Genomic DNA, 23,735 nt, shown 5'->3' on the forward strand with positions numbered 1-23,735 from the left:
GCGAGGTTACAGCCGCTTGCCGAACCAGTGCGGTGTCGCCTCGGCCTCGACCAGCGGATTGTCGGTGTCCTCGTGCCCCTCGGGATCGAGGTGGATCAGCGTCTCGACCTTGGGGAAGCTGCGGCGCAGCGCGATTTCGACCGATTCGACGATGTCGTGCGCCTCGCGCACGGTCAGGTCGGCGTCGACCTCCATGTGGAATTGCGCGAAGTCGTGGCTGCCGGCGCGGCGGGTACGGAAATCGTGGATGCCGCGGATGCCGGGCTGGCGCGCGGCGACCTCCATGAAGGCGTCGCGCTGGTCCTCCGACCATTCCTTGTCCATCAGCATGTCGATCGCCTGGCTCGATGCCTGGAACGCGCCCCAGGCGAGCCAGGCGGCGATCGCGATGCCGAACACCGGGTCGGCACCCTTCACGCCCAGATACTGGTCAATCACCAGTGCCGCGATCACCGCGACGTTCAGGAGCACGTCCGACTGGTAGTGGACGTTGTCGGCCAGGATCGCGACCGATCCGGTCTTGCGGATCACGCTGCGCTGGTAGCCGAGCAGCACCAGCGTCGCGGCGATCGCCAGCACCGACACGCCGATGCCGAGCCCCGCGTCCTCATTGACCTGCGGCGCGGAGAAACGCTCCACCGCGCGCCACGCGATGCCGATCGCGGAGGCGGTAATGAGCACGACCTGGAACAGCGCGGCGAGCGCCTCCGCCTTGCCGTGGCCGAAGCGGTGATCGTGGTCGGCGGGCTCGGCAGCGAGCTTCACGCCGTAGAGCGTGACGAGGCTGGCGAGCAGGTCGAGCCCGGTGTCGGCGAGCGAGCCGAGCATCGCGACCGAGCCGGTGTGCCAAGCGGCATAGCCCTTTATCACCAGCAGACTGGTCGCCATCGCGACGCTCGCCAGTGCGGCGCGCATCGCAATCGGGATCACCCGGCGGCGTTCATTCTCGGTCATGGGAATAGCAATCCTTCGTTCCAGCCATCGCCGGCGCGCGTGAACAGGCGGCGTTCGTGCAGACGGTGCGCACGGTCCTGCCAGAATTCGATCCGCTCGGGCGTCACGCGGTAGCCGCCCCAATTGGGCGGGCGCGGCACGTCCTGCCCCTCGAAGCGGGCCTTCATCTCCTCGAATCGCGCCTCGAACGTTTCGCGCGCGTCGAGCGGGCGCGACTGGTCGGACGCCCAGGCGCCGAGTTGCGAATCGCGACCGCGCGTCGCGAAATACGCGTCGCTCTCCGCGTCGCTGGCGAAGCTGACCGGGCCGTCGATGCGGATTTGTCGGCGCAGCGACTTCCAATGAAACAGCAGCCCCGCCTGCATGTTCTCGGCCAGCGCCTCCGCCTTGCGGCTGCCGCGGTTGGTGTAGAACACGAAGCCGTCGCTGCCGTGGCCTTTCAGCAGCACCATGCGCACCGACGGGCGACCGGCGGCGTCGGCGGTGGCGAGCGCCATCGCGTTAGGGTCGTTGGGTTCGCTCGCCCTCGCCTCGGCAAACCAGGCGTTGAACAGCGCGAAGGGATCGTCACTCATGTGCCTCCCATAGCGCAACCTGGATCAGCGCGGAACAACCGCGTCACCGGCCTCGCGGAACGACTCCTTCGCCCGTGATTTGAATCGCTTACGCAACGAGAGGGGTTCAGGCATGGCCGCGCGCGCTTACTGGCAGGGGCAGATACGGCTCGCGCTCGTCTCGATCCCGGTCGAGATCTATTCGGCGACCAAATCGGGCGCGCAGATCGCGTTTCACCAGATCCACGAACCCTCGGGCGAGCGGATCAAGTACGAGAAGGTCGCGCCGGGCATCGGTCCCGTCGACGCCGAGGAGATCATCAAGGGCTTCGAGGTCGAGAAGGGCGAGTACGTGCTGCTGGAGCAGGACGAGATCGACGCGGTGAAGCTCGAATCGAAGAAGACGCTGGAATTAACGCAATTCGTCGACCAATCCGAGATCGACGTGCTCTATTACGAGAAGCCGTATTTCGTCGTCCCCGCCGACGATCTGGCGGAGGAAGCGTTCATCGTGCTGCGCGAGGCGCTCAGGCGGACGAAGAAGGTCGGGCTCGGGCAACTCGCGATGCGCGGGCGCGAATATATCGTCAGCCTGAAACCGTGCGGTCGCGGGCTGATCCTGGAGACGCTGCGCTACGCCGACGAGGTCAACAAGGCGCAGGGGTATTTCCGTGACATTCCCGACAGCAAACCTGACGCGGAGCTGCTCGACCTCGCCGAGGCGTTGATCGATCGCAAGACCGCGGCGTTCGATCCGCAGGAATTTCACAACCGCTACGTCGATGCGCTGAAGGAGTTGATCGAGCGCAAGCGCAAGTCCAAGAAGAACACGAAGATCATCGAGGACAAGGATGAGGGCGGGCGATCGGCGTCGAACGTCGTCGACCTGATGGCGGCGCTCAAGAAATCGATGGAGGGCAAGTCGGGCGGCGAGCCGGCGAAGAAGGCACCGGCCAAGACCGCCGCCAAGAAGCCCGCTGCCAAGAAACCGGCGGCAAAGAAGCCGGCGCCGGCCAAGAAGCGCGCCTGACCTGATGATGGCCGCCACCGACCCCCTCGCCCGCTATAACGCCAAGCGCGACTTCACGCGCACCGCCGAGCCTGCGGGTACGCTGGCGAAAGGCCACGGCAACAGCTTTGTGGTGCAGAAGCATGATGCGACGCGGCTGCACTGGGACTTTCGCCTCGAGGTCGACGGCGTGCTGAAAAGCTGGGCGGTGACGCGCGGGCCGAGCCTCGACCCCGACGAGAAAAGGCTCGCCGTCCGCACCGAAGATCACCCGCTCGACTATGGCACCTTCGAGGGCACGATCCCCAAGGGCGAATACGGGGGCGGCACGGTGATGCTGTGGGACCGCGGCACCTGGTCGCCGATCAAGGGCAAGAGCGCGAAGGATCTCGACGCCGGGCACCTCCATTTCGTGCTCGACGGTGAGCGGATGCGCGGCGAGTGGCTGCTGATCCGGCTCAAGCCCAGGCCCAAGGAGAAGCGCGAGAACTGGCTGCTGCGTAAGATCGGCGATGCGGAGGCCGGTGGCACCGACACTTTGGTCGAGACCGCGCTGACCAGCGTCTCGACCGGGCTGACAATGCAGGAGATTGCGGAAGGCAAGAAGCCGAAGCGCAAGCCTGCGCGAAAGGCTGCCAGACCTGCCGCCCTTCCCGCCTTCACCGAACCGCAGCTCTGCACGCTGGTCGACACGGTGCCGACCGGATCGGCGTGGCTGCACGAGGTCAAATACGACGGCTATCGCGCGCTCGTCGCGGTGGCGGGCGGCGAGGCCAAGGTATTTACCCGCAGCGGGCTCGACTGGAGCGACAAGTTCCCCGGCATCGCCGATGCCGCAGCGGCACTCGATGTGAAATCCGCGCTGATCGACGGCGAGATCGTCGCGTTCAAGGACGGACGGCCCGACTTCTCGACGCTCAAGGAGGCGATCGCGTCGGGCGGCGACATGACGATGTTCGCGTTCGACCTGCTGAGCCTCGACGGCGAGGACCTGACCGCATTGCCGACGACGACGCGCAAGGCGCGGTTGCAGGCGATCATCGGCGACGACGCGCGGCTCCACTATGCCGAGCACGTCGTCGGCAGCGGCGAGCGGTTGCTGGAGAAAATGTGCGCCGAAGGGCTGGAAGGCGTGGTGTCGAAGCGCGCCGACGCACCCTACCGCGGTGGTCGATCGTCCGACTGGCTCAAGATCAAATGCACGCGGCGGCAGGAATTCGTGATTGTCGGCTGGCTGCCCTCGACCAAGAAGCGCGGGTTCAAGTCGCTGCTGCTCGGTGTGCACGAGGGAGGCCAGCTACGCTACGCCGGCAAGGTCGGCACCGGCTTCACGCAAGCGCTGATGAACGACCTGCGCGAGAAGCTCGACCGCCGCGCACGCAAGACCGCGCCGGTCGATGCGCCGCGCGCAATGGTCAAGGGCGCGCACTGGGTCAGACCCGATCTGGTCGCGGAGATCGCGTTCACCGAGACGACGCCCGATGGCCTGTTACGCCACCCGAGCTTCCTCGGCCTGCGCGGCGACAAGGCGGCGTCCGACGTCGTGCTCGAACAGCCGCAACCGATCGCCGCTACGCCAGTGCCGAGCGTGAAGATTACCAACCGCGACCGCGTGATCGATCCCGACACGAAGGTGACCAAGGGCGACCTCGCCGATTATTACGCCGCCGTCGCCGCGATCATGCTGCCGTGGAGCGGGCACCGCCCGATCAGCCTGGTGCGCTGCCCACAAGGGCGCGCGAAGCAGTGCTTCTTCCAGAAACACGATGCGGGATCGTTCGGCGACGCGGTGCACCGCGTCGCGGTCGCGGAGAAGGACGGGTCGAGCGAGGATTACCTCTGGGTGGACGACGCCGCGGGGCTGCTGACCTGCGTGCAGATGGGAACGATCGAGTTCCACGGCTGGGGCTCGCGCGTCGACGCGCTCGAGCGGCCCGACCGGATGATCTTCGACCTCGATCCCGACGAGGGCCTCGATTTTGCCGATACGAAGAAGGCGGCGGAGTTCGTCCGCGACCAACTCGGCGAGATCGGCCTTGCCAGCTTTCCACTGCTGTCGGGCGGCAAGGGCGTCCACGTCGTCGTGCCGCTGACCCCGCAGGCCGAATGGCCCGCGGTACGCGACTTCGCCGAGCGGTTCGCGCGCGCATTGGCGCAAGGCCACCCCGATCGCTTCGTCGCCACCATGAGCAAGGCGAAGCGCAAGGGTCGCATCTTTATCGACTATCTACGCAACGGACGCGGATCGACCGCGATCATGCCTTATTCGGCACGCGCGCGCGCCGGCGCACCGGTCGCCGCACCCGTGACGTGGAGCGAGCTGCGCGATCTCGACAGTGCGGCGAACTGGCATGTCGGCGACGCGGACGCGCTGATCGCGCGCGCGAACGCGCCGGCAATGTCGGGCTGGGGCATCGCCGATCAGGTGCTGCCCGACCTGTGAGGCCGGGCGCGGTTCAGCGCGTTGACGTGGCAGGGACCGGCGGCGCCGCTACCGCTGCCTGCCCCGGCGTACCCGTCCCGCGGTAGCGGTCGAACCACGCGAGGATCGCCGACGCCTTCGCCGCCGACTGGCTCGGCCGCGCGGTGAAGCCACCGTGGCTGGCCCCCGGCACCTTGACCAGCGCGGTCGGCACGCCGCGGATTTGCAGCGCAGCGTAATATTGCTCCGCCTCCGAGACGGGCGTGCGGTAATCCTCGCTGCCGACGACGACCAGCGTCGGCGTTTTGACGTTGCCGACCAGGCTCAAGGGCGAGTGCCGCCAATAATCCATCGGGTCCTCCCACGGCAGCTTGTTGAACCAGTAGCGCGAGGTGAACAGCGTCGCGTCCATCGTCAGCGCCTCGCTGATCCAGTTAATCACCGGTTTCTGCGTCGCCGCCGCCTTGAAGCGGTTGTTCTTGCCGACGATCCATGCGGTCAAGACGCCGCCGCCCGACCCGCCGGTGACGAACAGGTTGTTCGGGTCGGCGGTGCCGTCGGCGATCGCGGCGTCGACCGCGGCCATCAGGTCGTCATAGTCGGCGCTGGGGTAGTTCTTGTCGATCAGATTGGCGAATTCGGCGCCGTAGCTGGTCGAGCCGCGCGGGTTGGTCCACAGCACGGCGTAGCCGTCGGCGGCGTAGAGCTGCATGTCGGTCGCGAAGCTGGGGCTGTAGGCCGATTGCGGGCCGCCATGAATTTCGAGGATCAGCGGCACGCGCGTGCCCGGTCGCCAGCCCGGTGGAGTCGCGATCCACGCATCGATCGCGCGGCCGTCGGGTGCGGTGACCGCGAGCTTGCGGATCGGCGCCAGTGCCTTTGCCTCGAGCATCGTCGCGTTCAGGTCGGTCAGCCGCCTGGGCTTGCCGCTAGACACGACCCAGATATCGGCGGGCGCGCTGCCGTCACCGCCGGTGTAGGCGACCACCCCGCCCCGCGACACCGAGAAGTCGCCGCCGGTGTAGGGCCGATCGAGCCCGCCGCCCTTCAGATTGTCGGCGAGCACGGTCACGCCGCCATTGTCACCGACGCGCGCTATCTTGCGCAGCCCGTGATCGTCATAGGACGCGTAGAGCGTGTTGCCCGCCCATTGCACGTCCTCGATCGAGCGGTCTAGCGCGCGGGTCAGCGACCGCGCGCCCGCGGCGCTGCGATCGCCGACGTAGAGCTCGCTGTTCTCGTACGCGCGGCGGTGGTCGTCGAAGCCGAGCCACGCGACACGCGAGCCGTCGGGGGAGAAGCGCGGCGACGCATCTGGCCCGTCGCGGGTGGTCAGCTGCATCAGCGTGCCCGTGTTGGCGTCGACCGCGTAAAGGTTGCTGTCCATCACGCGGCGGTCGGCGTCCTTGCCGCGGATGCCTGAGAACAGGATGCGCGATCCGTCCGCGCTCCACGATAGCGGCCCCGCATCGTCGTAGCCGCCGAAGGTCAGCTGCCGCGCCGCGCCGCCGTCCGCCGCCACGACGAAGACGTGGTCGCGGCCGGGCTTGATGTAGCCGGGCCCGTCGGCACGGTAGGTGATCCGGTCGATCACCTGCAGCGGCTCGGCCCATTTCGCGCCTTCGGGCTTGTCGGGCGCGCGGCCGAGCTTCGCGCCGTCACCCATGACGGTCGCGGTGAAGGCGAGCCGGCGGCCGTCGGGCGACCAGGCGAGTGCACCCGGATCGCCCGGCAGCGAGGTAATGCGCGCGCTGGCGTCGTTCGACAGCCAGCGGACGAACAGCTGGCTGTTGTCGCCATCGCTCGCGGCATAGGCGATCCGCGTGCCGTCGGGCGACCAGCGCGGCGACGAGCCGCTGGCGGCGAAGGGCGTCTGTTTGCCGGTGCCGATGTCGACCAGCCACAGCGACGATCGCATCCGGTCGGTCATCACGTCGCCCGAGCGGCGGACGTAGACGATCGTGCGCCCGTCGGGGCTGATCTGCGGATCGCTCGCCATCTGCAACCCGAACAGGTCGTTGCCGGTGAAGGCGCGGTTGGCGGCGTCGGCAGCGGGAACGGGACGGTCCTGCGCGGCGGCAGGGGCGAGCGCGGCGAACGTGGTGGTCGCGAGAGCGAGGAGGATCGTGCGCAAGGGCGGGCTCCGTGGTCGAGAGGGCGCGAACATGCCCGATCCGCGGCCGCGCGCAAGGGGCACGAAGCCTGCCGCTTGCTGCAACAGCGTCAGCGCGAGCGCAGTGGATACAAACAGTGGGGAGGACACCGCCGGTACTTGCTGCGCAGCCCCGTCGCGCCCGAAAAAATGAGCGACGATCAGTCGCTGGCGTGCGCCTGCTCCGCCACCGTCCGCCACGCCGCTACCTCATGCTCGTAACGGTGCAGCACCGTCACCTCGCCCGCGCGCTCGACGGCGAGATCGACCTCAACCTCGCCGTCCCATTCCCATGTCGCATTGCCGTGGAGCGTCACCATCGCATCGACCTCGGCGCGCGCGCGCACCATGCCGCCGCGGTTGAGCACGATGATCTCGCGCCCGAACTCGACACGCCCGGTCAGGCACGCAGCGTAGGTCGATGCCGCCATCGCGCTGCCGCAGCTGTTGGTCAGGCCGACGCCGCGCTCGAAGGTGCGGACGAACAGCGTATCGTCGGCGCGACGCTCAACGAACGAGACGTTGGCGCGGTTGGGCAGCCAATCGGGTGCCGCCTCGCACGCCTGACCGACCGCGACCAGCTCGGCCTCGTCAATTGCCTCGACGAAGGTGATGAAATGCGGGTTGGGGATCGCGACCGCGGTGAAGGCGCGCCGGCTCGGCAATCCGGGCACGACCGCGTCGATCAACCGTTCAGGGGCGCCGATGATCGGCCAGTCCGCCGTCGCGAGCGAAGCCGGTCCCGCAGTTTCGGCGACCGTGTACACACCGGGCGAGAGATCGCCGACATGCTCGACCTGCGCATGCGCGGTCTTCAGTCGCGCGGTGGCGGTCTCGACGCCGGCCGCCGCGAACCCGGCGCGCGCGACGCAGCGCAGGCCGTTCAGGCACGTCTCCGCCTCCGATCCGTCGCTGTTGAACATCCGCATGCCGAACGCTGCCGCGTCGTCGCCCGCCACCAGCGCCAGGATGCCGTCGCCGCCGACCGGCCCGTTGCGCGCGGCGAGCACGCGCGCGAGGCTGGCCCACTCAGCGTCCGACAGCGTCCAGTCGCGCGCGTCGACTAGCGGGAAGTCGTTGCCCGAACCGTGGCATTTGGTGAAGCGCACCAGCATCAGCGCGCGGTTCCGCTGGCGTATTGATCGGTCAACATGGCCACTCCTATCGACGCGAACGGCCAACCTGTTCAAGCCGCCTTGGTTGCGCGTTCACCGGCCCTCCCCGCGTCATGGAAGCCGATAATGATCGGCGAGCCGGTCGAGTGCGAGCCCGAGTACCAGCCGTCCGCTGCGCGCGGGCCAGCCAAGCTCGCGCTCGGCCGCGGGCAGCGCCTCGCCCGCGCAGATCACGCGCCACAGGATGTCCGACAATCCCCTGCCCGCCGCCGCCACGCCCGCGTCGAAGCGCCGCTTGGCCGCGAGTTGGCGCTCGCCCGCGCTCAACCCGTCGCGCGAGCCTCCGTCGACGCGCGCTTCCCAGCGCATCGTCACCGAGGGCGCGATCGCCGCCGTCTCGTAATCGGCGCGCAGCCGCTCGCCCGCCTCCGCCTGCCGCGCGGTCACCAGCCCGCGCGCGGTGAGCCAGGCGAGCGGCGACTCGCGCAGGTTGACGGTGACGCTGCGTCCGCCCGCGCGCCGGCCGGGCGGCACCGGGCGCTGTTGTCCGTTCGCGTCGATCGTTCGCTCCACCAGTTCGCGCATGTCGCCTCCCACATCTGATCCGGCGCGGGCGTTGGCATGATCGGGCACGTGTAGGACAGCGGCGTGTGGTGGTGGCGCAGTTGCGGACGGCGGCGGGGGGCGTCTCCGGGCCGCGCCGCCAACCTTAACAGTGCGAACGAGGCGCAACTGGCTCCTCTCGTCAATATTCTTGCCCGCTGATGTATAAAGCCGATGCTCTGATCGGACTATTGGAGCTTAGACACTGCCTATCAGAAAGGCGTCGATCAGCTCTCTACTTCGTCGATCAACCAGCGTCCTGCGGCAATCACTATGAGACCGGCTGGAATGAGCAGCCAGATCGATGCAAGGAGCGCCGACCTGAAGCCCTGCACACCTTGTGTCTGCGAGAAGATGTCGCTCAATGAGCCAGTCAGCAGCGGCCCGAAGGTCATGGCGATCATGTTGAGGCTGCCGAACAGAAGTGCGGTCGCGAGCGCACGACGCCCCGGTCCGCACACCGCCTGCAACGCGGCGAACAGGATGGGCAGGCACGCCGACAACACTCCTACCAGGAGGGTGCACGCCACTATGAACGTCGCGCTGTCGTTCGCGCGGAACGCGAGCAGCCCGATCGGTGTCGATGCCAGAAGCCCCAATCCCGGCAACCGAACGAGCCAACGCGCATCACGCCGGCTCAGGCGATCACCCAACAATCCGCCCAGCAGCGAGCCGATGAGGGTGCCTGCCCCGAGCGCCGGTCCGAACGTGAGTCCTACCTGCGCCACGTCAACGCGAAGAACTCTGATCATATATGCCGGTGCGAGCAGCAGGGGCCCATAGGCGACGAACCCGTAGAGAGTGACTCCGAAGACGATCAGCACATACGACCGCTTCGCAGCGAGTGCCCGTACCTGCCGCAACAAATCGGTCTTTGCAGGGTGCTCGCCACGTCTAACGATCGTCGCAGCGCGAGGTTCGACCAGGACGAGACAGGCGAGAACGAGCACTGGCAAGGACAAGAGCGCCATTCCGAGGAATGCCGCTCGCCAGCCATATCGTCCCGCTACCAATCCGCCGGCCGTGAGCGCGACGAATCCTCCCACCGCTGCCGATGCGGTCAACGCCGCATAGGCACGCGATCGCTGCTCAGGCGGACAATAATCAGCCGCCAGCGAGTGGCTGGCAGGAGCGGTTCCCGCCTCCCCTACGCCGACCAGCATGCGGGCGATCACCAGCATCCAGACGCCCCCCGAGATGCCGCACAGGATCGTAGCGACACTCCAGACCAGCAGGCAGACGATGAGTACGACCTTGCGACTGTGAAGGTCAGCCAGACGCGCGACGAATATGCCCGACAGCGCGAAGAGGATCGAGAACGGCGCCCCGATCAGCAATCCCACCATCGTATCGGAAAGTGCGAAATCACGCTTGATCCCTTCGATCACGACCGACAGCACGTTGCGATCGGCGTAGCTCAGCATCGAAACCAGGAACAACGTGGCGACGAGCCATAGTCGCTGCCGGTCAGAAAAGCGTTCGTGCAAGATCACCGATCACGAGCTTTGCAAGGCGCGATAGACGAGTTCCTGCGAGATCACGTCGATGGGCCGTAAGTTACCCTGTTCACGTTGAACGTGGGTCATGCCGACGAACAGGATGTCGTGTTCCGGATCGACCCAGAACCATGTGCCAAAGGCGCCGCCCCATTCATACGTTCCCCGGCCGACCGGGCGCCCCGCCCGCGCGGGATCGACACACACGAGGCCGTTTAACGCGTGCCCGTTTCCGTTCCCGAGCTGATAATGCTGAACGCCGCGCGGTGTCTGCAGGAACTCCTCCGACAGCTGATTGGTCAGCATCAGCTCGACCGCTTCGCTGGAGAGAACGCGCGTGTCGCCAAGCGTACCGCGCTTCAGCAGCATGCGCGCGAACCTCGCATAATCCATCGCCGTGGACTTGAACGAGGTTCCTCCCATCGGAAAGGTCGACTCCAGTCGTTCGGCATCGGTCGCGGCCCGCAGACTTTTGGTTTCGGGTACGCGTATGTGACCGGTGACCAGCCGGCGGGCTTGTTCGTGATCGAGCTGGAAAGCGGTATCGACCATGCCCAGCGGGTCGAACAGGCGACGTTGCATGAACAGGTCGAAGCGCTCTCCGGTCAGCCGCTCGACGATTTCGGCCTGCAGGTCGGTGGCAACGCTATACTGCCAATCTTCGCCGGGCTGATAAGCGAGCGGCATTTCGGCATAGCGGCCGATCAGTTCGGTCAAGGAGCGCGCGTTCGACCAGCCGATGCGACGCACCGTCTCCATCACCTCTTCCGGCGTGCGCCCGAAGGAGAAGCCGGCCGTGTGCGTGAACAATTCGCGCATCGTCGGTCCACGCGTTGCGCCACTCCCCGGCAGCTGCGCGATGTCGGCGAATTCCGGCAGATAGCGTTCGACCGGGTCGTCAAGCTGCCACCGGCCTTCGTCGTAGAGCAGAAGAATACCCGCCGCCGTCAGCGGTTTGGTCATCGAGTACAAGGTGAAGATGGCGTCGCTGTGAAGCGGGGTTCGCAGCGCAACGTCGGCGTATCCGGCTGTGTCGAAGAAGACCAGATCGTCCCCGCGCGCCAGCAGCATCACGGTGCCGGGCAGATCGCCCATCGCCGTCCTGACGTCGGCATAGGCGGCGAGTTCGGCCAGCACCGCGGGTGTGAAGCCGGCTTCGCTGGCGGGACGAGGCGTGAACGAGAATGTCGGCATGGGATCAGCCTTTCGAATGGCAGGCAGAGGTCAGCGGGGAACGACGCGAACGGTAGACCAACCGGCAAGGTCGGTGGCATCGTCGGTGGTCAGACGGGCATTCAGCCCCTGGCTGGTGTTACAGCGCTCGACATAGGCGATCACCTCCTGCCCTTCGGCGCTGTCGCGTTGCACCGGCTCGATCCGCCCATCCGGACGCAGCCGACACGGCACGAAGCCGATGTCGCGAACGCCCTCCGCATCCGCTCGGGCGTAGGCGAAGATCGTCATGCGCGTGTCGGGGTGCGTCGGCAGCAGGGGCCAGCCGTCACGCGGAAAGATGCCGAAGCTCTCCGGATCGGTGCCGATCATCGCCTTCGCCTCTTCGCTGACCTCAAGCCGCGCATCGAAGACGAAGTGACCCAGGCCGTAGAAGATCGGCTTTCCGTGGTACCATTCGATCCCGCGAAGGGCGTGATGGTGATGCCCGACGACCAGGTCCGCACCGTTGTCGATCGACCAATAGGCTGTGCGACGCTCATGATCGGAGAGGTGAAATGGGCGAAGCATGTCGCCCCAGTGGTAACTGGCCACGACCAGGTCGGCTCGTGACCGAGCGTCCGACAAGTCGCTGGCGAGATTGGAGAGGTCGCCGTCGTCCGGCACCGTTTGCGCGCGGGGCGGCACGCCGGGAATGTAGTAATTGTCCAGGAACGGACGCCAGAGATCATAAGCGCGCAGTGGTGCAATCCCCGGCACGTTCGATCGCGCTTCGTAACCCATCGGGAACACCGAAGCCCTCGCGACGAAGCCGGTCGTAAGCCCCTTGGCCGTAACAAAGGCGGTCTCGCGCGCCGCGGTCAGGTTCGCACCCGCGCCGGCCGTATGCACGCCTTGTGATCGAAGCCGCGCGATATTGTCCAGCATCGCCGCGTGACCGGCATCGACCATGTGGTTGTTCGCCAGTGACAGAACATCGAAGCCGGCTCGAACGAAGGCATCCAGATTGTGTGAGCCGGGGTAGAGTGGCGTAGCCCCGCTCGGTGAGGGATGAGGATCGTCGGTGAAGCAAGCCTCCAGGTTGCCGAACATGATGTCCGGAGTGTTCAGCAACGGCAGCGCAGGTGCGAGCGGCTCGTCTGGCTGATCGCGATCGATCAGCAGGTCGCCCACCATCCCGATCAGGAGTTCGGTCACGGCCGATCCCATACGATCACCATCTGCAAACCTCCTCATCCAACAGCGCCGACGGTAGGAGCCGCCGCGCCGTGCCACAATAGAAAAGATTGCGCTCGCTCTCTATCATGTGTTTGGTTGCGGGCTGGGGTTAGGTAAAGATCGACAAGAGGCTGCCGACTGTCCGCACCGGCGTATCAGCGATCGCGATAATGTGGCCGCTTGCTAGTGCGGGGTTGATGAGCGAGGATCGAACAGGAACGCCCAATGCCAAAACGCAGCCGTGAGTATATGGACAACCAGCGGCTTCGCTTCTGCAAGGCGGCAATGGCCTGTTTCAGCCGCAAGGGCGTCGCGGCGTCGAACCTGACCGACATCTGCGAGGAGGCCCAGCTCAGCATGGGCGCGCTCTACAAACATTTCACCAGCCGCGACGACCTGCTCGCAGCCGTGCTGCAGCTGCGGAGCGAACGCCGCAACAGCCTGCTGCATGGCGACAGTTGGAGCGAGCTGCGCAGCGCGATCGTCGCCTATTGGCAGGAGCTGCAGGAACTGCCGTTCTGGCGAGAGTTCCAGGGCATCACGGACTGGAACGAGGAGTTGAGAAGCGCGCGAGTCGCTCAGGCCCAGATCGTCCTCAAGCAGATACGGGAACAACTCGAGCGCTTCGCGGACCGCGCCGAGATCGAACCGCCGTTCGACCTCGAGCGCACGGCACAGCTCGTCAGCATCATCTTCGACGGCTCCATCATCGGCATCCGCTCGACAGGTGACCTGCACATCATGCTGGACGATCTCACCGACTATCTCGACCTAGCCGTCGGAGCACGGCCTTGTTCGGCGGCGACGCCACCCGGGGCAGCGTCAGTCGGCGTGCCGGTGCCCCAATCCGTCTAGCCACGCGTCCAGCAGCGCCACGCCGTAACCGGTCGCGCCAGGCTGCGAGCGCGGCGTCCGGCGCGTCGCCCAAGCCGTTCCGGCGATGTCGATATGCGCCCAAGCGGTTCCCCGCGCGAAGCGCTCGATGAACTTGGCGCCTGCCGCCGGCGAGCCGTAACCCAGCCCGAGAAAACCCGAAGCGCCGACGTTTGCCAGATCCGCCACGCTGGACTCGACGAGATAATCCTGTGTCGCGACCAGCGGCATTCGCCACAACAGCTCGGACGTCGCATTTCCCGCGTGGAGCAGAGCGTCGGCAAGACCGTCGTCCGACGCGTAAAGCCCGGCATATTCTTCGTGCAGCACGCCCGTGATCATGCCTGTCAGCGTCGCCACGTCGACCACGTTGCGTGGTTGGTAGTGGTTGATCGCGTAAGTAACGCCGTCGGCGAGAAGCAGGCGCCCCTCCGCGTCGGTGTTCCCGATCTCCACGGTCAGTCCCGACATCATGCGGATTACGTCACCCGGGCGCATGGCGCGACCGTCGATCACGTTCTCGGCCATAGGGACGATCGCAACGACATTGACCGGCGCCTTGCGCGACGCGGCGAGTTCCAGCGCACCGAGGACCGCGGCCGCCCCTCCCATGTCGAATTTCATCTTCTCGATGATCGGTCGCGTCTTGATGTTCAGACCACCGCCGTCGAACGTCACGCCCTTGCCGACGAGCGCCGCGTCCCAGCCCGTCCGCTCAGACGCACCACGCCATTCGGCGACGACCAGCTTGGGTTCGTGTTCGGAGGAGCGACCAACCGCGAGCAGTCCGCCCATGCCGATCTGCTCGAGCTCCGCCGCCCCGAGCGTCGTGACTGTTACTCCGTACCGCTCGAGTGCCGAGGCGGCTTCCTGCGCGAACACCGCGGGCGTGAGCAGGTTAGCGGGTTGCTCCGTCCAGGCCCGTGCCCGGTTGATCGCGGTCGCAACACGGATCGCTTCGTCCGCGGCCGCCTGATCATCGCCAGTGATGACCAAGGACGTCGGCCGGAACGCGCCCTCCACTGCAGCGCGCTCCTGGTGAAGACGATAGCCGTGAAGGAGCGCACCCAGGAACAGCCACTTGATCGCGCTGGGGTCACCGAGGTGCTCGCCTTTGGGCAACCGAACCGCGCTGATCCGAAGTGCGCGCATTGCGTCGACGAGTCGCCCACCTGCTGCCAGCCAGCGATCGCGCGGTGCTTGTGCGGTCTCTACCGAGACGATGACGATTCGAGCTTCCCCGAACTCGCCGATCACGTCCAGCCAACTGCCAGGGAGTGCTTCGAAACGCGCGGCGCGGCGTGCCTCCTCGGCGCGCTCGATGCATGCGCTCGCGCCGATCAGCGCTCCGTCACCACACGCAAACACGACGTCCGCATCATGGTCGATGTCGGGGGCGATGGAGAGCGAGAGCCATTTCGTCATGAGCTCTTCTCTAACCCGCTTGCATCTTAAAAGAAAGCGAGCATAATCTTTTTCAAAGATCAGGAGAGGTCAGATGGCGATCAAGAGTGAGGGGAACGTTGCCGCAGCGGGTAGGCGACATCGCGCGGCGCAGCGTCTCTTGTTGAACGGCTCGGCAGCAGCCCTGCTGACCTGCCTCCCCGGACTGGCAACCGCCCAGACCGTGCCGATAGAAGCGACGACCGGCGCAGCCGATCGGACGAACCCGGATGCGAGTAACGGCGGCTCGGGTGACATCGTCGTCACGGCGCGCAAGCAGTCGGAGCGACTGCTCGACGTTCCGCAGTCGGTCACCGCACTCTCGGGCGCCGACCTTGGAAAGCTGAACGCTACGCAGTTCCGCGACTTCGCCAACACGGTGCCGGGCCTTCAGTTCACGACGTCCGGCGCGGGTCAGACGCAGGTGAACATTCGTGGCGTCACCACCGGTACCTCGGGATCGCAGACCGTCGGCATCTACGTCGATGATGTCCCCTACGGCGCCAGCACGTCGTTCGCCCAGGCAGGACAGCTTGCACTCGATCAGGGTCTGTTCGACCTTGATCATGTCGAGGTGCTGCGCGGCCCCCAAGGCACGTTATACGGGGCGAGCGCCTTGGGCGGCGTCATCAAGTACGTGCCCAACGCCCCCGATCTGAACGACTTCGGCGGCACCGGTCAGGCCGGCGTCTCTTCAACGCGGGGCGGCGGCACGAGTTACAACGGAGCCGCCGCGGTCAATGTGCCGCTCGCCTCCGACGTCGCCGCACTTCGCGTCGGCGGCTATTACTCCCGCGACGGCGGTTTCGTCGACAACGTCGCACTCGGTGACCGCGACGTCGATCGCTCACGCGTGTATGGGGCTCGGCTCGACCTGCTCGTCAAACCGACCGACCGGCTCAGCATCCGTCTGGTCGGCACGGGACAGAACATTCGTCGTGAGGGGCGTGGAACGGTCGACTATGATTTCGACCGCTCGCCGCGCTTCGGCGACCTCCAGCAGAACCGCCTCGTTCCGGAGCCCTTCGATCAGGAGTTCCGCCTCGCGAGCGGCACGATCAGCTACGATTTCGGCGGCGCAGAGCTGACGTCGATCTCCAGCTACCAGACGGTCAGGTCGACGCTGCACCTCGATTATTCGGCGCTTTTCGTGCCCTTGCTGGGTGCCACCGCCGGTATTCCCCTGCGATCGGCAGAGGTGACGATCGATCCGCGCACCGACAAATTCGCCCAAGAGGTCAGACTGCAGTCGAGCGGCACCAGGACGCTGGAATGGCTCGTAGGCGGTTTCTACACGCACGAGAGCAGCAACTCGCACCAGCTCATCGCGGGGACGAACCCGAACGGAACGGCGTTCGCCGTGCCGATCCTCGATATTCAACTGCCGGCCAAGTACAAAGAGATCGCAGGGTTCGGCAACGTGACCCTGAACGTCACCGACATGCTATCGCTCACCGGCGGGATCAGATACGCTCACAACGAGCAACGCTTCGCACAGACGGGCGGCGGTCTGCTGGGCGGCTCGACGCCGACCCGCCGCTCCGATGAAAACGTCACGACCTGGCTCGCCAGCGCCCAATACAAGTTCAGCCAGGACGCCAACATCTATGCGCGATACGCGACCGGTTATCGGCCCGGGGGTCCCAATGCGGTCTCCAACGATCCCGCAACGGGCCAGCCGCTGGCGCAGCCGACGTTCGGTGCCGACCGGCTCAAGAACTATGAACTAGGCTTCAAGGCACAGACCGCCGACCGCAAGTTCGCGATCGATCTTGCCGGCTACCGCATCGATTGGAGCGACATCCAGCTCGTCGTGACGCGGAACGGATTGAGCCTCATCTCCAACGCGGCCGGTGGCGCGCGCATCTGGGGCAGCGAACTCACCCTGACGGCGCGCCCGACACGAGATTTCGTCGTGACCGGCGCGTTCGGCTACACCGACGCGAAGCTGCGCGCTGCCGATGCCGATCTCGGCGCGCGCAAGGGCGAGCGTCTCCCGGACGTGCCGAAGTTCACGGCGGCAGTGTCGGCGGACTACGGTCTGCCGGATGTGGGTATCAAGCCTCGTGTCGGAGCGACGGTGCGGTTCATCTCCGACCGGGAGACGAGCTTCGATGCGAGCCCGAACGCACCGCAGTACGATCTCGGTGACTATGTGTCGGTCGACCTGCGCACGGGAGTGTCCCTAGGAAGCGTAGAAGCGCAACTGTTCGCGCGCAATCTGTTCGACGAACGCGGTCAGTTGTCGGGGGACGCCAGATTGTCGCTACTCGGTGGGCCGGTTCAGGTGGCGGTTCTCCAGCCGCGCACGATCGGGCTCAGTCTGTCGAAGCGGTTCTGAACGTGTGGCAGACACGCGACCGTAAGGCTGAGCACCCATGAAGGGCGCCTTGTCCCGAGCGAACAACATCGCCGATCTTCGGGTCCTCGCCAGAAGAAAGCTGCCGCGTCCGGTCTTCGATTACATCGACGGAGGGTCGGACGACGAGGTCACGCTCAGGCGCAACGCATCCGCGTTCGAGCACTACGAACTGGTGCCTGACGTGCTTACCGACGTTTCGCGCATCGAAACCGGAACGACGCTGTTCGGCCAGCGCGTCCGATGGCCATTGATGCTGTCTCCGACAGGGCTGACCCGCATGTTCCACGGACATGCAGAACTGGCGGTTGCACGCGCGTCGGCGAAGCACGGCCTCCTCTACAGCCTGTCCACGATGGGAACGACGCGCCTCGAAGAGCTCGCGGAGGCATACGGCGGGCCCAAGGTGTTCCAAATCTACATCTTCAAGGATCGCGGACTGACCGCCGAGTTCGTCGCTCGGTGCCGCGAAGCTGGCTTTCACGGGCTGACGCTCACCGTCGACACCCCGGTCGCCGGCAACCGGGAGCGCGATCGCGTCAACGGTCTTTCACTGCCGCCCCGCCTGACGATGAAGTCGATGCTCAGCTTCGCGCTGCATCCAGCATGGTCGCTGCCCGCGGTGACCGGGTCCAAGTTCGACCTGGCGAACGTCAGCCACCGCGTCGACGCGCTGGCCGCCGGGCCGATTAGCCTGTTCGACTACATCGGGGGACAATTCGATCGCACGGTCACCTGGCGCGACGTCGAATGGCTCGCGGCCGAATGGAACGGGCCTTTGGCGATCAAGGGCATCATCACGCCCGAGGATGCCAAGCGCGCCGTTGACTCAGGGGCGACCGGTATCGTGATCTCCAATCACGGCGGCCGGCAACTGGACGGTGCGCCCGCGCCCGTCGATCAGATCGGCCTGGTTCGGGACGCGATCGGCACCGGGCCGGACGTGATCTGCGATGGGGGCATTCGGCGAGGGTCGGACGTGGTCAAGGCGGTGGCGCTCGGCGCGACCGCCTGTTCGATCGGGCGACCCTACCTCTACGGTCTGGCCGCTGGTGGGGAAAGTGGCGTCGATCGCGCGCTCTCGCTGTTGTTCGAGGAGTTCGAGCGCACCATGATCCTTGCCGGCGTGAACGACGTGGCCAAGCTCGACTGCCGCCATGTCCGTCGCCCACAAGAGCTGTGGTAGAGCTGCCTCGAACTTAGCCACGCACGCGCTGCTATCGATGAAGGAGGACGCTGTTGCCCCCCGACACACCTTCACCCGTCACGCCGTTCGAGATCGTCCTGCCGATCGTCGTGGGGTTGGTCCTGATCGCCCTGATATCGCTTCTGCGCGAACCCTCGCGACAGAAATTCAGCGCAGTCTTCGTCGCCGGTGCTGGTGCTGCCTATTTCGGCGGCGGCTTCGGACCGTTGGAGCTTGGCTTCTGCGCGGTCGTCACGCTGCTCGCGTACCGCGGCCTGACCAGTTATCGCGCCATCGGCATCGCCTGGCTGCTTCATAGCGGGTGGGATCTGGCGCACGATCTCTGGGGCAATCCGATCATTCCGTTTGCGCCCACCTCATCGTTTGGATGCTTCGTGTGCGATCCCGTGCTCGCGGCTTGGTATCTGATCGGCGCTCCGGACCTGTGGCGGCGCTGGCGAGGTGCTCCTGCCGGGAAGTGATGACCCGTCTGCAGGTCCAGACAATCGGGGATGTCGCTACAGCCGTGCCGCAGGAAGGGTAAGGATCGCGAGAGTCCCTCCACCGGGCGCTTCGGCCAAGGTGAAGCTGCCTTTGTGACGATTGGCGAAGTCGCTTACGATGCTGAGCCCTAGACCCACCCCGCCCGTCTGCCGGTTGCGCGACGACTCGCCCCGCTCGAAGGGGCGGAGCAGGCGCGCTCGGTCCACGACGGCGATCCCCGGTCCGGTGTCAGCAACAGAGATGCACACCTCGGCACCGTCGCGTTCGATCGCGATCGTTCCGCCACCTGCATAATCGACCGCGTTCTGCAGCAGATTTTCGATCGCGCGTCTGAACCCGGGCGGTGAAACCGATACGTTGGCCTCGTCGCCACTCAGAAGACGCAGCGATTCTCCTTGTCCATGCATGTCTGCAAGGACGGTGACCAGCGTCGGCCGCACATCGATCGTCTCGATAGGAGTCGCCGCCTCACGAGCGAAGGTCAGCACTTCACCGATCATCGACTGCATGCGGTCGAGATCGGCGATCATGCGGGCACGCTGCGGTTCGGGGGAAGACTCCACGCGTAAACGCAGACCGGTCATGGGCGTGCGGAGATCGTGCGCGATCGCCGTCAACATGCGCGCGCGTTCCGTGGCCTCTCGGGACAGCCGGTCGCGCATGGCACCGATCGCCGCCGCCGCCTCGCGCAGTTCGCGGGGGCCGGCTTCCGGAACGACGTCGTCCTGGTCGCCAAGCGCGCCGGCAAGCACACGAAAGGGTCGTGTCATGCGCCGCGCGAAGACCCAAGCTAGCGGTACGAGCAGCAGCAGGGTGACCGCGAGCGATACAAGCATGTTACGCTGCCAGCCGGTCAGAAACGGCCTGGTCGGCTGGACGCTGATCCAATTTCCACTGTTCCGGCGCACGCTCAACACAAACGCAGGACGCGTCATCTGGACTGCCGAACGGCGATACTCGGCAGACCTGACGTTAGGATCGAGCATCTCGAACAGGCCGTTCTTGCGCGATCGAAAAACAAGAGTGCGACCGCCAAGTGGGTTTTCGCGATCGTTCGCCGCCTGCTTGCCACCCTTGGGATCGAGTCCGACCAGTGGTTGGATATTCTCGAGCCAGGTGACCCGCACCGATCGCGGGTCAAGCCGTAGTTCCGCTGCGATCAACTCCTCCAGGTTCGGCACGCGCGTGCCCTGCGATGGAAGTTCCACCATCTCGCGCTCGAACGCGGCGCCCGGTCTGCTCAATGCCCCGATCGCCTCCGCGGCACTCATCCGCAGCGTCGGCGGCGGCGGCGCGAGCACCACGATCGAGGCGGTCGTGGCCACGCTAAGCATCGCCACGGCGGCGCCGAAGCCACCGATGGAAACCAATGCGCTTGGCGCGCGCCTCACGACGAGCGCACCGATGGCACGAAGCGGTACCCGACGCCGCGGATTGTCTCGATCAGCGGCGCCGGGTCGGCCTCCGTCAATTTCCGTCGAAGACGACTTACCGCCACATCGATTGCACGATCGTAGCTGGCCGCCTCCAGCCCACGCGCCAGATCGAGGAGGGTGTCCCTCGTCAAGATCCTACCCGGTCGAAGGACGAAGGCGGCGAGCAGGGCATGCTCTCCTTCGCTAAGCGGAACACCTCGACCGGCCGGATCGCGCAGTCGCCGCTCCTCGATGTTCAACCACCAACCGGCGAAGGTCACGCCTCCGGCGGGCGACTTCGCTACCACGCGTTGCGTCCCTGGCCTGCGCAGGAGCGCACGGATCCGTGCCAACAGTTCACGCGGTTCAAAGGGCTTCGTCAGGTAATCCCAAGCCCCGACTTCCAGACCAACGATCCGGTCGGTCACATCGTCCAGCGCGCTCAGCATCAGGATCGGCGTTCCGCCGGGAGCCAGCCGACGACACAATGACAGTCCATCCTCGCCTGGCATCATCACGTCCAGAACGATCAGGTCCGCCGCCGCTTCCTGCAACGCCCGCTCGCAAGCCGCCGCGTCGCCCGCAACGCGGGTTCCGAAGCCATGGTCTTGCAGAAACTCGGCGATGGCCTCGCGAATGCTCGCATCGTCGTCGACTACGAGGATGCTGTTTGTGGCGACGCTTCCGGGTTCCATTCTGGCATCATAGCCCGCGCTTGTAGCATTCACGTAACAACCGTCGCTACCGAGCAGTCATCTCCAAGCTACCCGCTTCCGCTTGAATGCCGCTTCACGATCAAGGCGGGAAGGTGGATATGAAGCGAGAAGTCGGGTTGATGGCCGCACTGCTGACCGGGTCATGGACCAGCGAAGCATCGGCAGGCACCGGCCACGTCGACGTTGCATCGCCGCGCTCATCGGTTTTGGCCGCGGCCTCGCAGAAGCAGGCGATCGAAAAGTCCAAGGTCCCGACGGAAAAAGGTGCTCAGGTCAACGCGACGGCGCAGCCCGTTCGAGCAGCGCCTTCCACGCAGGACGATCTAGTCGTCACGGGTCACCGGCAGCGCGGATCGGTGGTCGGCAACATCCGACCGGAGCGCACCTTTCGCTCAGCCGACATAAGGGCATTCGGCGTGGACAACGTCGAGGCCTTGCTGGGGGCGGTGGCGTCGCAAACGGCCAGCAATCGGGGTCGCGGAGACGACGCACCGGTCACGCTGCTGAACGGACGACGCGTGGCGAACTTCTCCGAGATCGCCCGCATCCCCGCTGAGGCAATCGAGCGGATGGAGATCCTGCCTGAGGAGGTGGCGCTCAAATACGGGTATCGCGCCGATCAGAAAGTGGTCAACATCGTCACGTTGGAACGATACCGATCGTTGATCGCGCGGGCGGCGCTGTCCGTGCCGACGCGAGGTGATCGCAGTGAGGGCCAGGCTGACGCCGACTTCCTGATCATCCGCGGCGACAGCCGGGTGGGGCTTGGCGCGACATACGGTCGCTCCTCCCGGTTGCTCGAACGTGATCGGGGTGTCCGACAAGCTCCCGGCATGTCCGATGCGGGTCGCTTCAGGACACTGCTGCCATCGACCGAGCGCCTTTCGCTAAATGGTGTCGTCGGAAGCCAGATGACGAAGGACGTGTCGGCGACCGTGAACGGACGCTACGAGGAAAACCGGAGCACCAGCCTTCTCGGCCTATCGGGCTCCACTCCGCTGAAACGTAAGGACGATCGGAGCACCTTCCATCTTGGGACAACGGTAAACGGAGCGGTCGGGGCCTGGCGGTGGAATGTGCTCGCCAACTATGACCGGGCCGCCAACGATACGCTGACCCTGCCCGCTCTGCCCTCCGGGGAGCATCAGGAGACCCGATCAACGGACACCGCCGGGACCGCCGATCTCGTTCTGTCTGGTCCGGTCACGTCCTTGGCGGCAGGACCGCTGTTCGCGAGCGTGCGGGCGGGAGTCAGGCTTCGTGATTACGAAGCACACTCACACACCGGATCGTCAGCCACGAGCACGGCGCTCGACCGCAACGAAGCGGGCCTTCAGCTCAACCTAGACGCGCCCCTCTTGGGAACAGCGGCACAATCCTCTCCGATCGGGCGCTTGGGGGCCAACGCGAACGTCGCCGTCAGCGCTCTGTCCGACACGAGTGCCGTCTGGACGTTCGGAACCGGTCTGAACTGGTCTCCGATCAGAGCGATCGGCATCATCGTTTCTGCGACCAGCGAGCAAGGCGCAGCGACGTTGGAGCAGCTTGGCGCCCCCGCGCTGTTTACGCCCAACGTGCGAACCTTCGACATTGGCAGAGGAGAGGTCGTCGACATCACGCAGGTCACCGGGGGAAATCCGCTGCTGCGCAACGACGAACGCCACGTGCTTCGGATCGGCACGATCGTTCGTCCGCTATCTCGCACCGATCTGACGTTTAGCTTCGACTACGTGGATGCGCACATCGATCGTCCGATCTCGGAGTTCCCGGTCGTGACGCCCGCATTGGAGGCGGCGTTTCCGGATCGCTTCACGCGCGCGCCCGACGGCCGTCTGCAACGGATCGATGCCCGCCCAGTGAACTTCGCCTCCTCGCAACAGCGACAGCTCCGTTCGGGGATCAACCTGACGAAGCCGCTCGGAAAGACGCCGCCGGGCATGGAGGACGGCATGATCCGCATACCGGCGGATCAGACGGCACAGATGACGCGCAATCCCAACGGAACCTTTACGTTCACGCCGCAGCCCGGAAGCGCGTTCGCACGCAACCTGTCGACGGCGTCCAGCCGCCTCTTCATCAGCCTCTATCACAACTGGACCTTGAAGGACGTCGCCCTTCTTCGTCCGGGCCTTCCCGCGCTTGACCTGCTCGACGGTGGTCAGCTCGATCTCGCCGGTCGTCGGCGCCACGAGATCGAGTTGCAGGCCGGTGCCTACAAACACGGCTTAGGTGCCCGCCTGTCCGCCAAATGGCAGAGCGCGACCCAGATCGGCGGCGCAACAAGTCAAGCAGACCGCCTGAGCGTCGCCGATCTCACCACTGTCGACCTGAACCTGTTCGCGAATCTGACCGACGGGATCGGCGGTATCCAGTTGCCGCGATGGCTGCGCGGCACGCGTTTGAGCTTGGATGTAAAGAACTTTCTGGATACGCACCCCGTTGTGCGCGACCGATCGGGGGACACCCCGCTCAGCTATCAGAGCGCCTACCTCGATCCGCTCGGCCGCTCCGTGACCTTCAGCCTGCGACGAAGCTTATAGGTC

The 23,735-nt window shown here is 65.8% G+C and carries 18 protein-coding genes; 7 read left to right on the plus strand and 11 right to left on the minus strand.

The window, feature by feature from the left end:
- Positions 1 to 6: 6 nt before the first annotated feature.
- Together BMW51_RS06635 and pdxH are read right to left on the minus strand one after the other, a co-directional pair.
- Positions 7 to 954 (minus strand): cation diffusion facilitator family transporter, encoded by a 948-nt coding sequence (locus BMW51_RS06635; protein ID WP_093004606.1) that lies wholly within the window; start codon positions 952 to 954, stop codon positions 7 to 9.
- Positions 951 to 1,529, minus strand: a complete 579-nt coding sequence (gene pdxH, locus BMW51_RS06640) for a pyridoxamine 5'-phosphate oxidase (protein ID WP_093004609.1) — start codon at positions 1,527 to 1,529, stop codon at positions 951 to 953. The genes BMW51_RS06635 and pdxH overlap by 4 nt, the downstream gene beginning before the upstream one ends.
- A 112-nt stretch (positions 1,530 to 1,641) precedes the next feature.
- On the opposite strand from pdxH, the gene ku reads away from it, so the two are divergent.
- Together ku and ligD are read left to right on the plus strand one after the other, a co-directional pair.
- Positions 1,642 to 2,538: a non-homologous end joining protein Ku gene (gene ku / locus BMW51_RS06645; RefSeq protein ID WP_093004612.1), complete on the plus strand. Its 897-nt coding sequence runs from the start codon at positions 1,642 to 1,644 to the stop codon at positions 2,536 to 2,538.
- A 7-nt stretch (positions 2,539 to 2,545) separates the two neighbouring features.
- Positions 2,546 to 4,960 carry a DNA ligase D gene (gene ligD / locus BMW51_RS06650; protein WP_093005123.1) on the plus strand — a complete coding sequence of 805 codons (2,415 nt, stop codon included), beginning with the start codon at positions 2,546 to 2,548 and terminating at the stop codon, positions 4,958 to 4,960.
- 13 nt (positions 4,961 to 4,973) lie between these two features.
- On the opposite strand, the gene BMW51_RS06655 is transcribed toward ligD, so the two are convergent.
- The 6 genes from BMW51_RS06655 to BMW51_RS06680 form a co-directional block, all read right to left on the minus strand.
- On the minus strand, positions 4,974 to 7,064 hold the full coding sequence (locus BMW51_RS06655; RefSeq protein WP_425440977.1) for a S9 family peptidase: 2,091 nt from the start codon (positions 7,062 to 7,064) through the stop codon (positions 4,974 to 4,976).
- Between the two features lie 188 nt (positions 7,065 to 7,252).
- Positions 7,253 to 8,206, minus strand: a complete 954-nt coding sequence (gene dapF / locus BMW51_RS06660) for a diaminopimelate epimerase (protein ID WP_093004615.1) — start codon at positions 8,204 to 8,206, stop codon at positions 7,253 to 7,255.
- A gap of 111 nt (positions 8,207 to 8,317) precedes the next feature.
- Entirely contained in the window at positions 8,318 to 8,791 is a 474-nt protein-coding gene (locus BMW51_RS06665) for a DUF6456 domain-containing protein (protein ID WP_093004618.1), read from the minus strand.
- A 245-nt stretch (positions 8,792 to 9,036) separates the two neighbouring features.
- On the minus strand, positions 9,037 to 10,302 hold the full coding sequence (locus BMW51_RS06670; protein WP_093004621.1) for a spinster family MFS transporter: 1,266 nt from the start codon (positions 10,300 to 10,302) through the stop codon (positions 9,037 to 9,039).
- Positions 10,303 to 10,305: 3 nt separating this feature from the next.
- On the minus strand, positions 10,306 to 11,442 hold the full coding sequence (locus BMW51_RS06675; protein ID WP_177171560.1) for a serine hydrolase domain-containing protein: 1,137 nt from the start codon (positions 11,440 to 11,442) through the stop codon (positions 10,306 to 10,308).
- An 87-nt stretch (positions 11,443 to 11,529) separates the two neighbouring features.
- Positions 11,530 to 12,675: a CapA family protein gene (locus tag BMW51_RS06680; protein WP_177171561.1), complete on the minus strand. Its 1,146-nt coding sequence runs from the start codon at positions 12,673 to 12,675 to the stop codon at positions 11,530 to 11,532.
- Positions 12,676 to 12,921: 246 nt separating this feature from the next.
- Here BMW51_RS06680 and BMW51_RS06685 point away from each other — a divergent pair, with 246 nt between their 5' ends.
- The gene (locus BMW51_RS06685; RefSeq protein ID WP_093004631.1) at positions 12,922 to 13,551 is read left to right on the plus strand and encodes a TetR/AcrR family transcriptional regulator; all 630 of its coding nucleotides are present in this window, start codon (positions 12,922 to 12,924) and stop codon (positions 13,549 to 13,551) included.
- On the opposite strand, the gene BMW51_RS06690 is transcribed toward BMW51_RS06685, so the two are convergent.
- The gene (locus BMW51_RS06690; protein ID WP_093004634.1) at positions 13,519 to 14,994 is read right to left on the minus strand and encodes a leucyl aminopeptidase family protein; all 1,476 of its coding nucleotides are present in this window, start codon (positions 14,992 to 14,994) and stop codon (positions 13,519 to 13,521) included. The genes BMW51_RS06685 and BMW51_RS06690 overlap by 33 nt on opposite strands.
- Positions 14,995 to 15,067: 73 nt before the next feature.
- Here BMW51_RS06690 and BMW51_RS06695 point away from each other — a divergent pair, with 73 nt between their 5' ends.
- The 3 genes from BMW51_RS06695 to BMW51_RS06705 are packed head-to-tail and all read left to right on the plus strand — an operon-like array spanning position 15,068 to position 19,039.
- Complete coding sequence (locus tag BMW51_RS06695) at positions 15,068 to 17,353, plus strand: TonB-dependent receptor (RefSeq protein WP_093004636.1); 2,286 nt, start codon at positions 15,068 to 15,070, stop codon at positions 17,351 to 17,353.
- A 37-nt stretch (positions 17,354 to 17,390) separates the two neighbouring features.
- Positions 17,391 to 18,557, plus strand: coding sequence for an alpha-hydroxy acid oxidase (locus BMW51_RS06700; RefSeq protein ID WP_093004639.1), 1,167 nt, complete (start codon positions 17,391 to 17,393; stop codon positions 18,555 to 18,557).
- A gap of 53 nt (positions 18,558 to 18,610) precedes the next feature.
- Positions 18,611 to 19,039, plus strand: a complete 429-nt coding sequence (locus BMW51_RS06705) for a DUF6010 family protein (RefSeq protein ID WP_218139368.1) — start codon at positions 18,611 to 18,613, stop codon at positions 19,037 to 19,039.
- Between the two features lie 36 nt (positions 19,040 to 19,075).
- On the opposite strand, the gene BMW51_RS06710 is transcribed toward BMW51_RS06705, so the two are convergent.
- Positions 19,076 to 20,395, minus strand: coding sequence for a sensor histidine kinase (locus tag BMW51_RS06710; RefSeq protein WP_245708345.1), 1,320 nt, complete (start codon positions 20,393 to 20,395; stop codon positions 19,076 to 19,078).
- 53 nt (positions 20,396 to 20,448) lie between these two features.
- A complete protein-coding gene (locus BMW51_RS06715; RefSeq protein ID WP_093004647.1) occupies positions 20,449 to 21,171 on the minus strand; it encodes a response regulator in 723 nt (240 codons plus the stop codon).
- A 140-nt stretch (positions 21,172 to 21,311) separates the two neighbouring features.
- On the opposite strand from BMW51_RS06715, the gene BMW51_RS06720 reads away from it, so the two are divergent.
- Positions 21,312 to 23,732, plus strand: a complete 2,421-nt coding sequence (locus BMW51_RS06720) for a TonB-dependent receptor (RefSeq protein ID WP_177171562.1) — start codon at positions 21,312 to 21,314, stop codon at positions 23,730 to 23,732.
- The last annotated feature ends 3 nt before the right edge of the window (positions 23,733 to 23,735 follow it).

Origin of the sequence: Sphingomonas palmae, from assembly GCF_900109565.1 — a bacterium.
GTDB classification, from domain to species: domain Bacteria; phylum Pseudomonadota; class Alphaproteobacteria; order Sphingomonadales; family Sphingomonadaceae; genus Sphingomonas; species Sphingomonas palmae.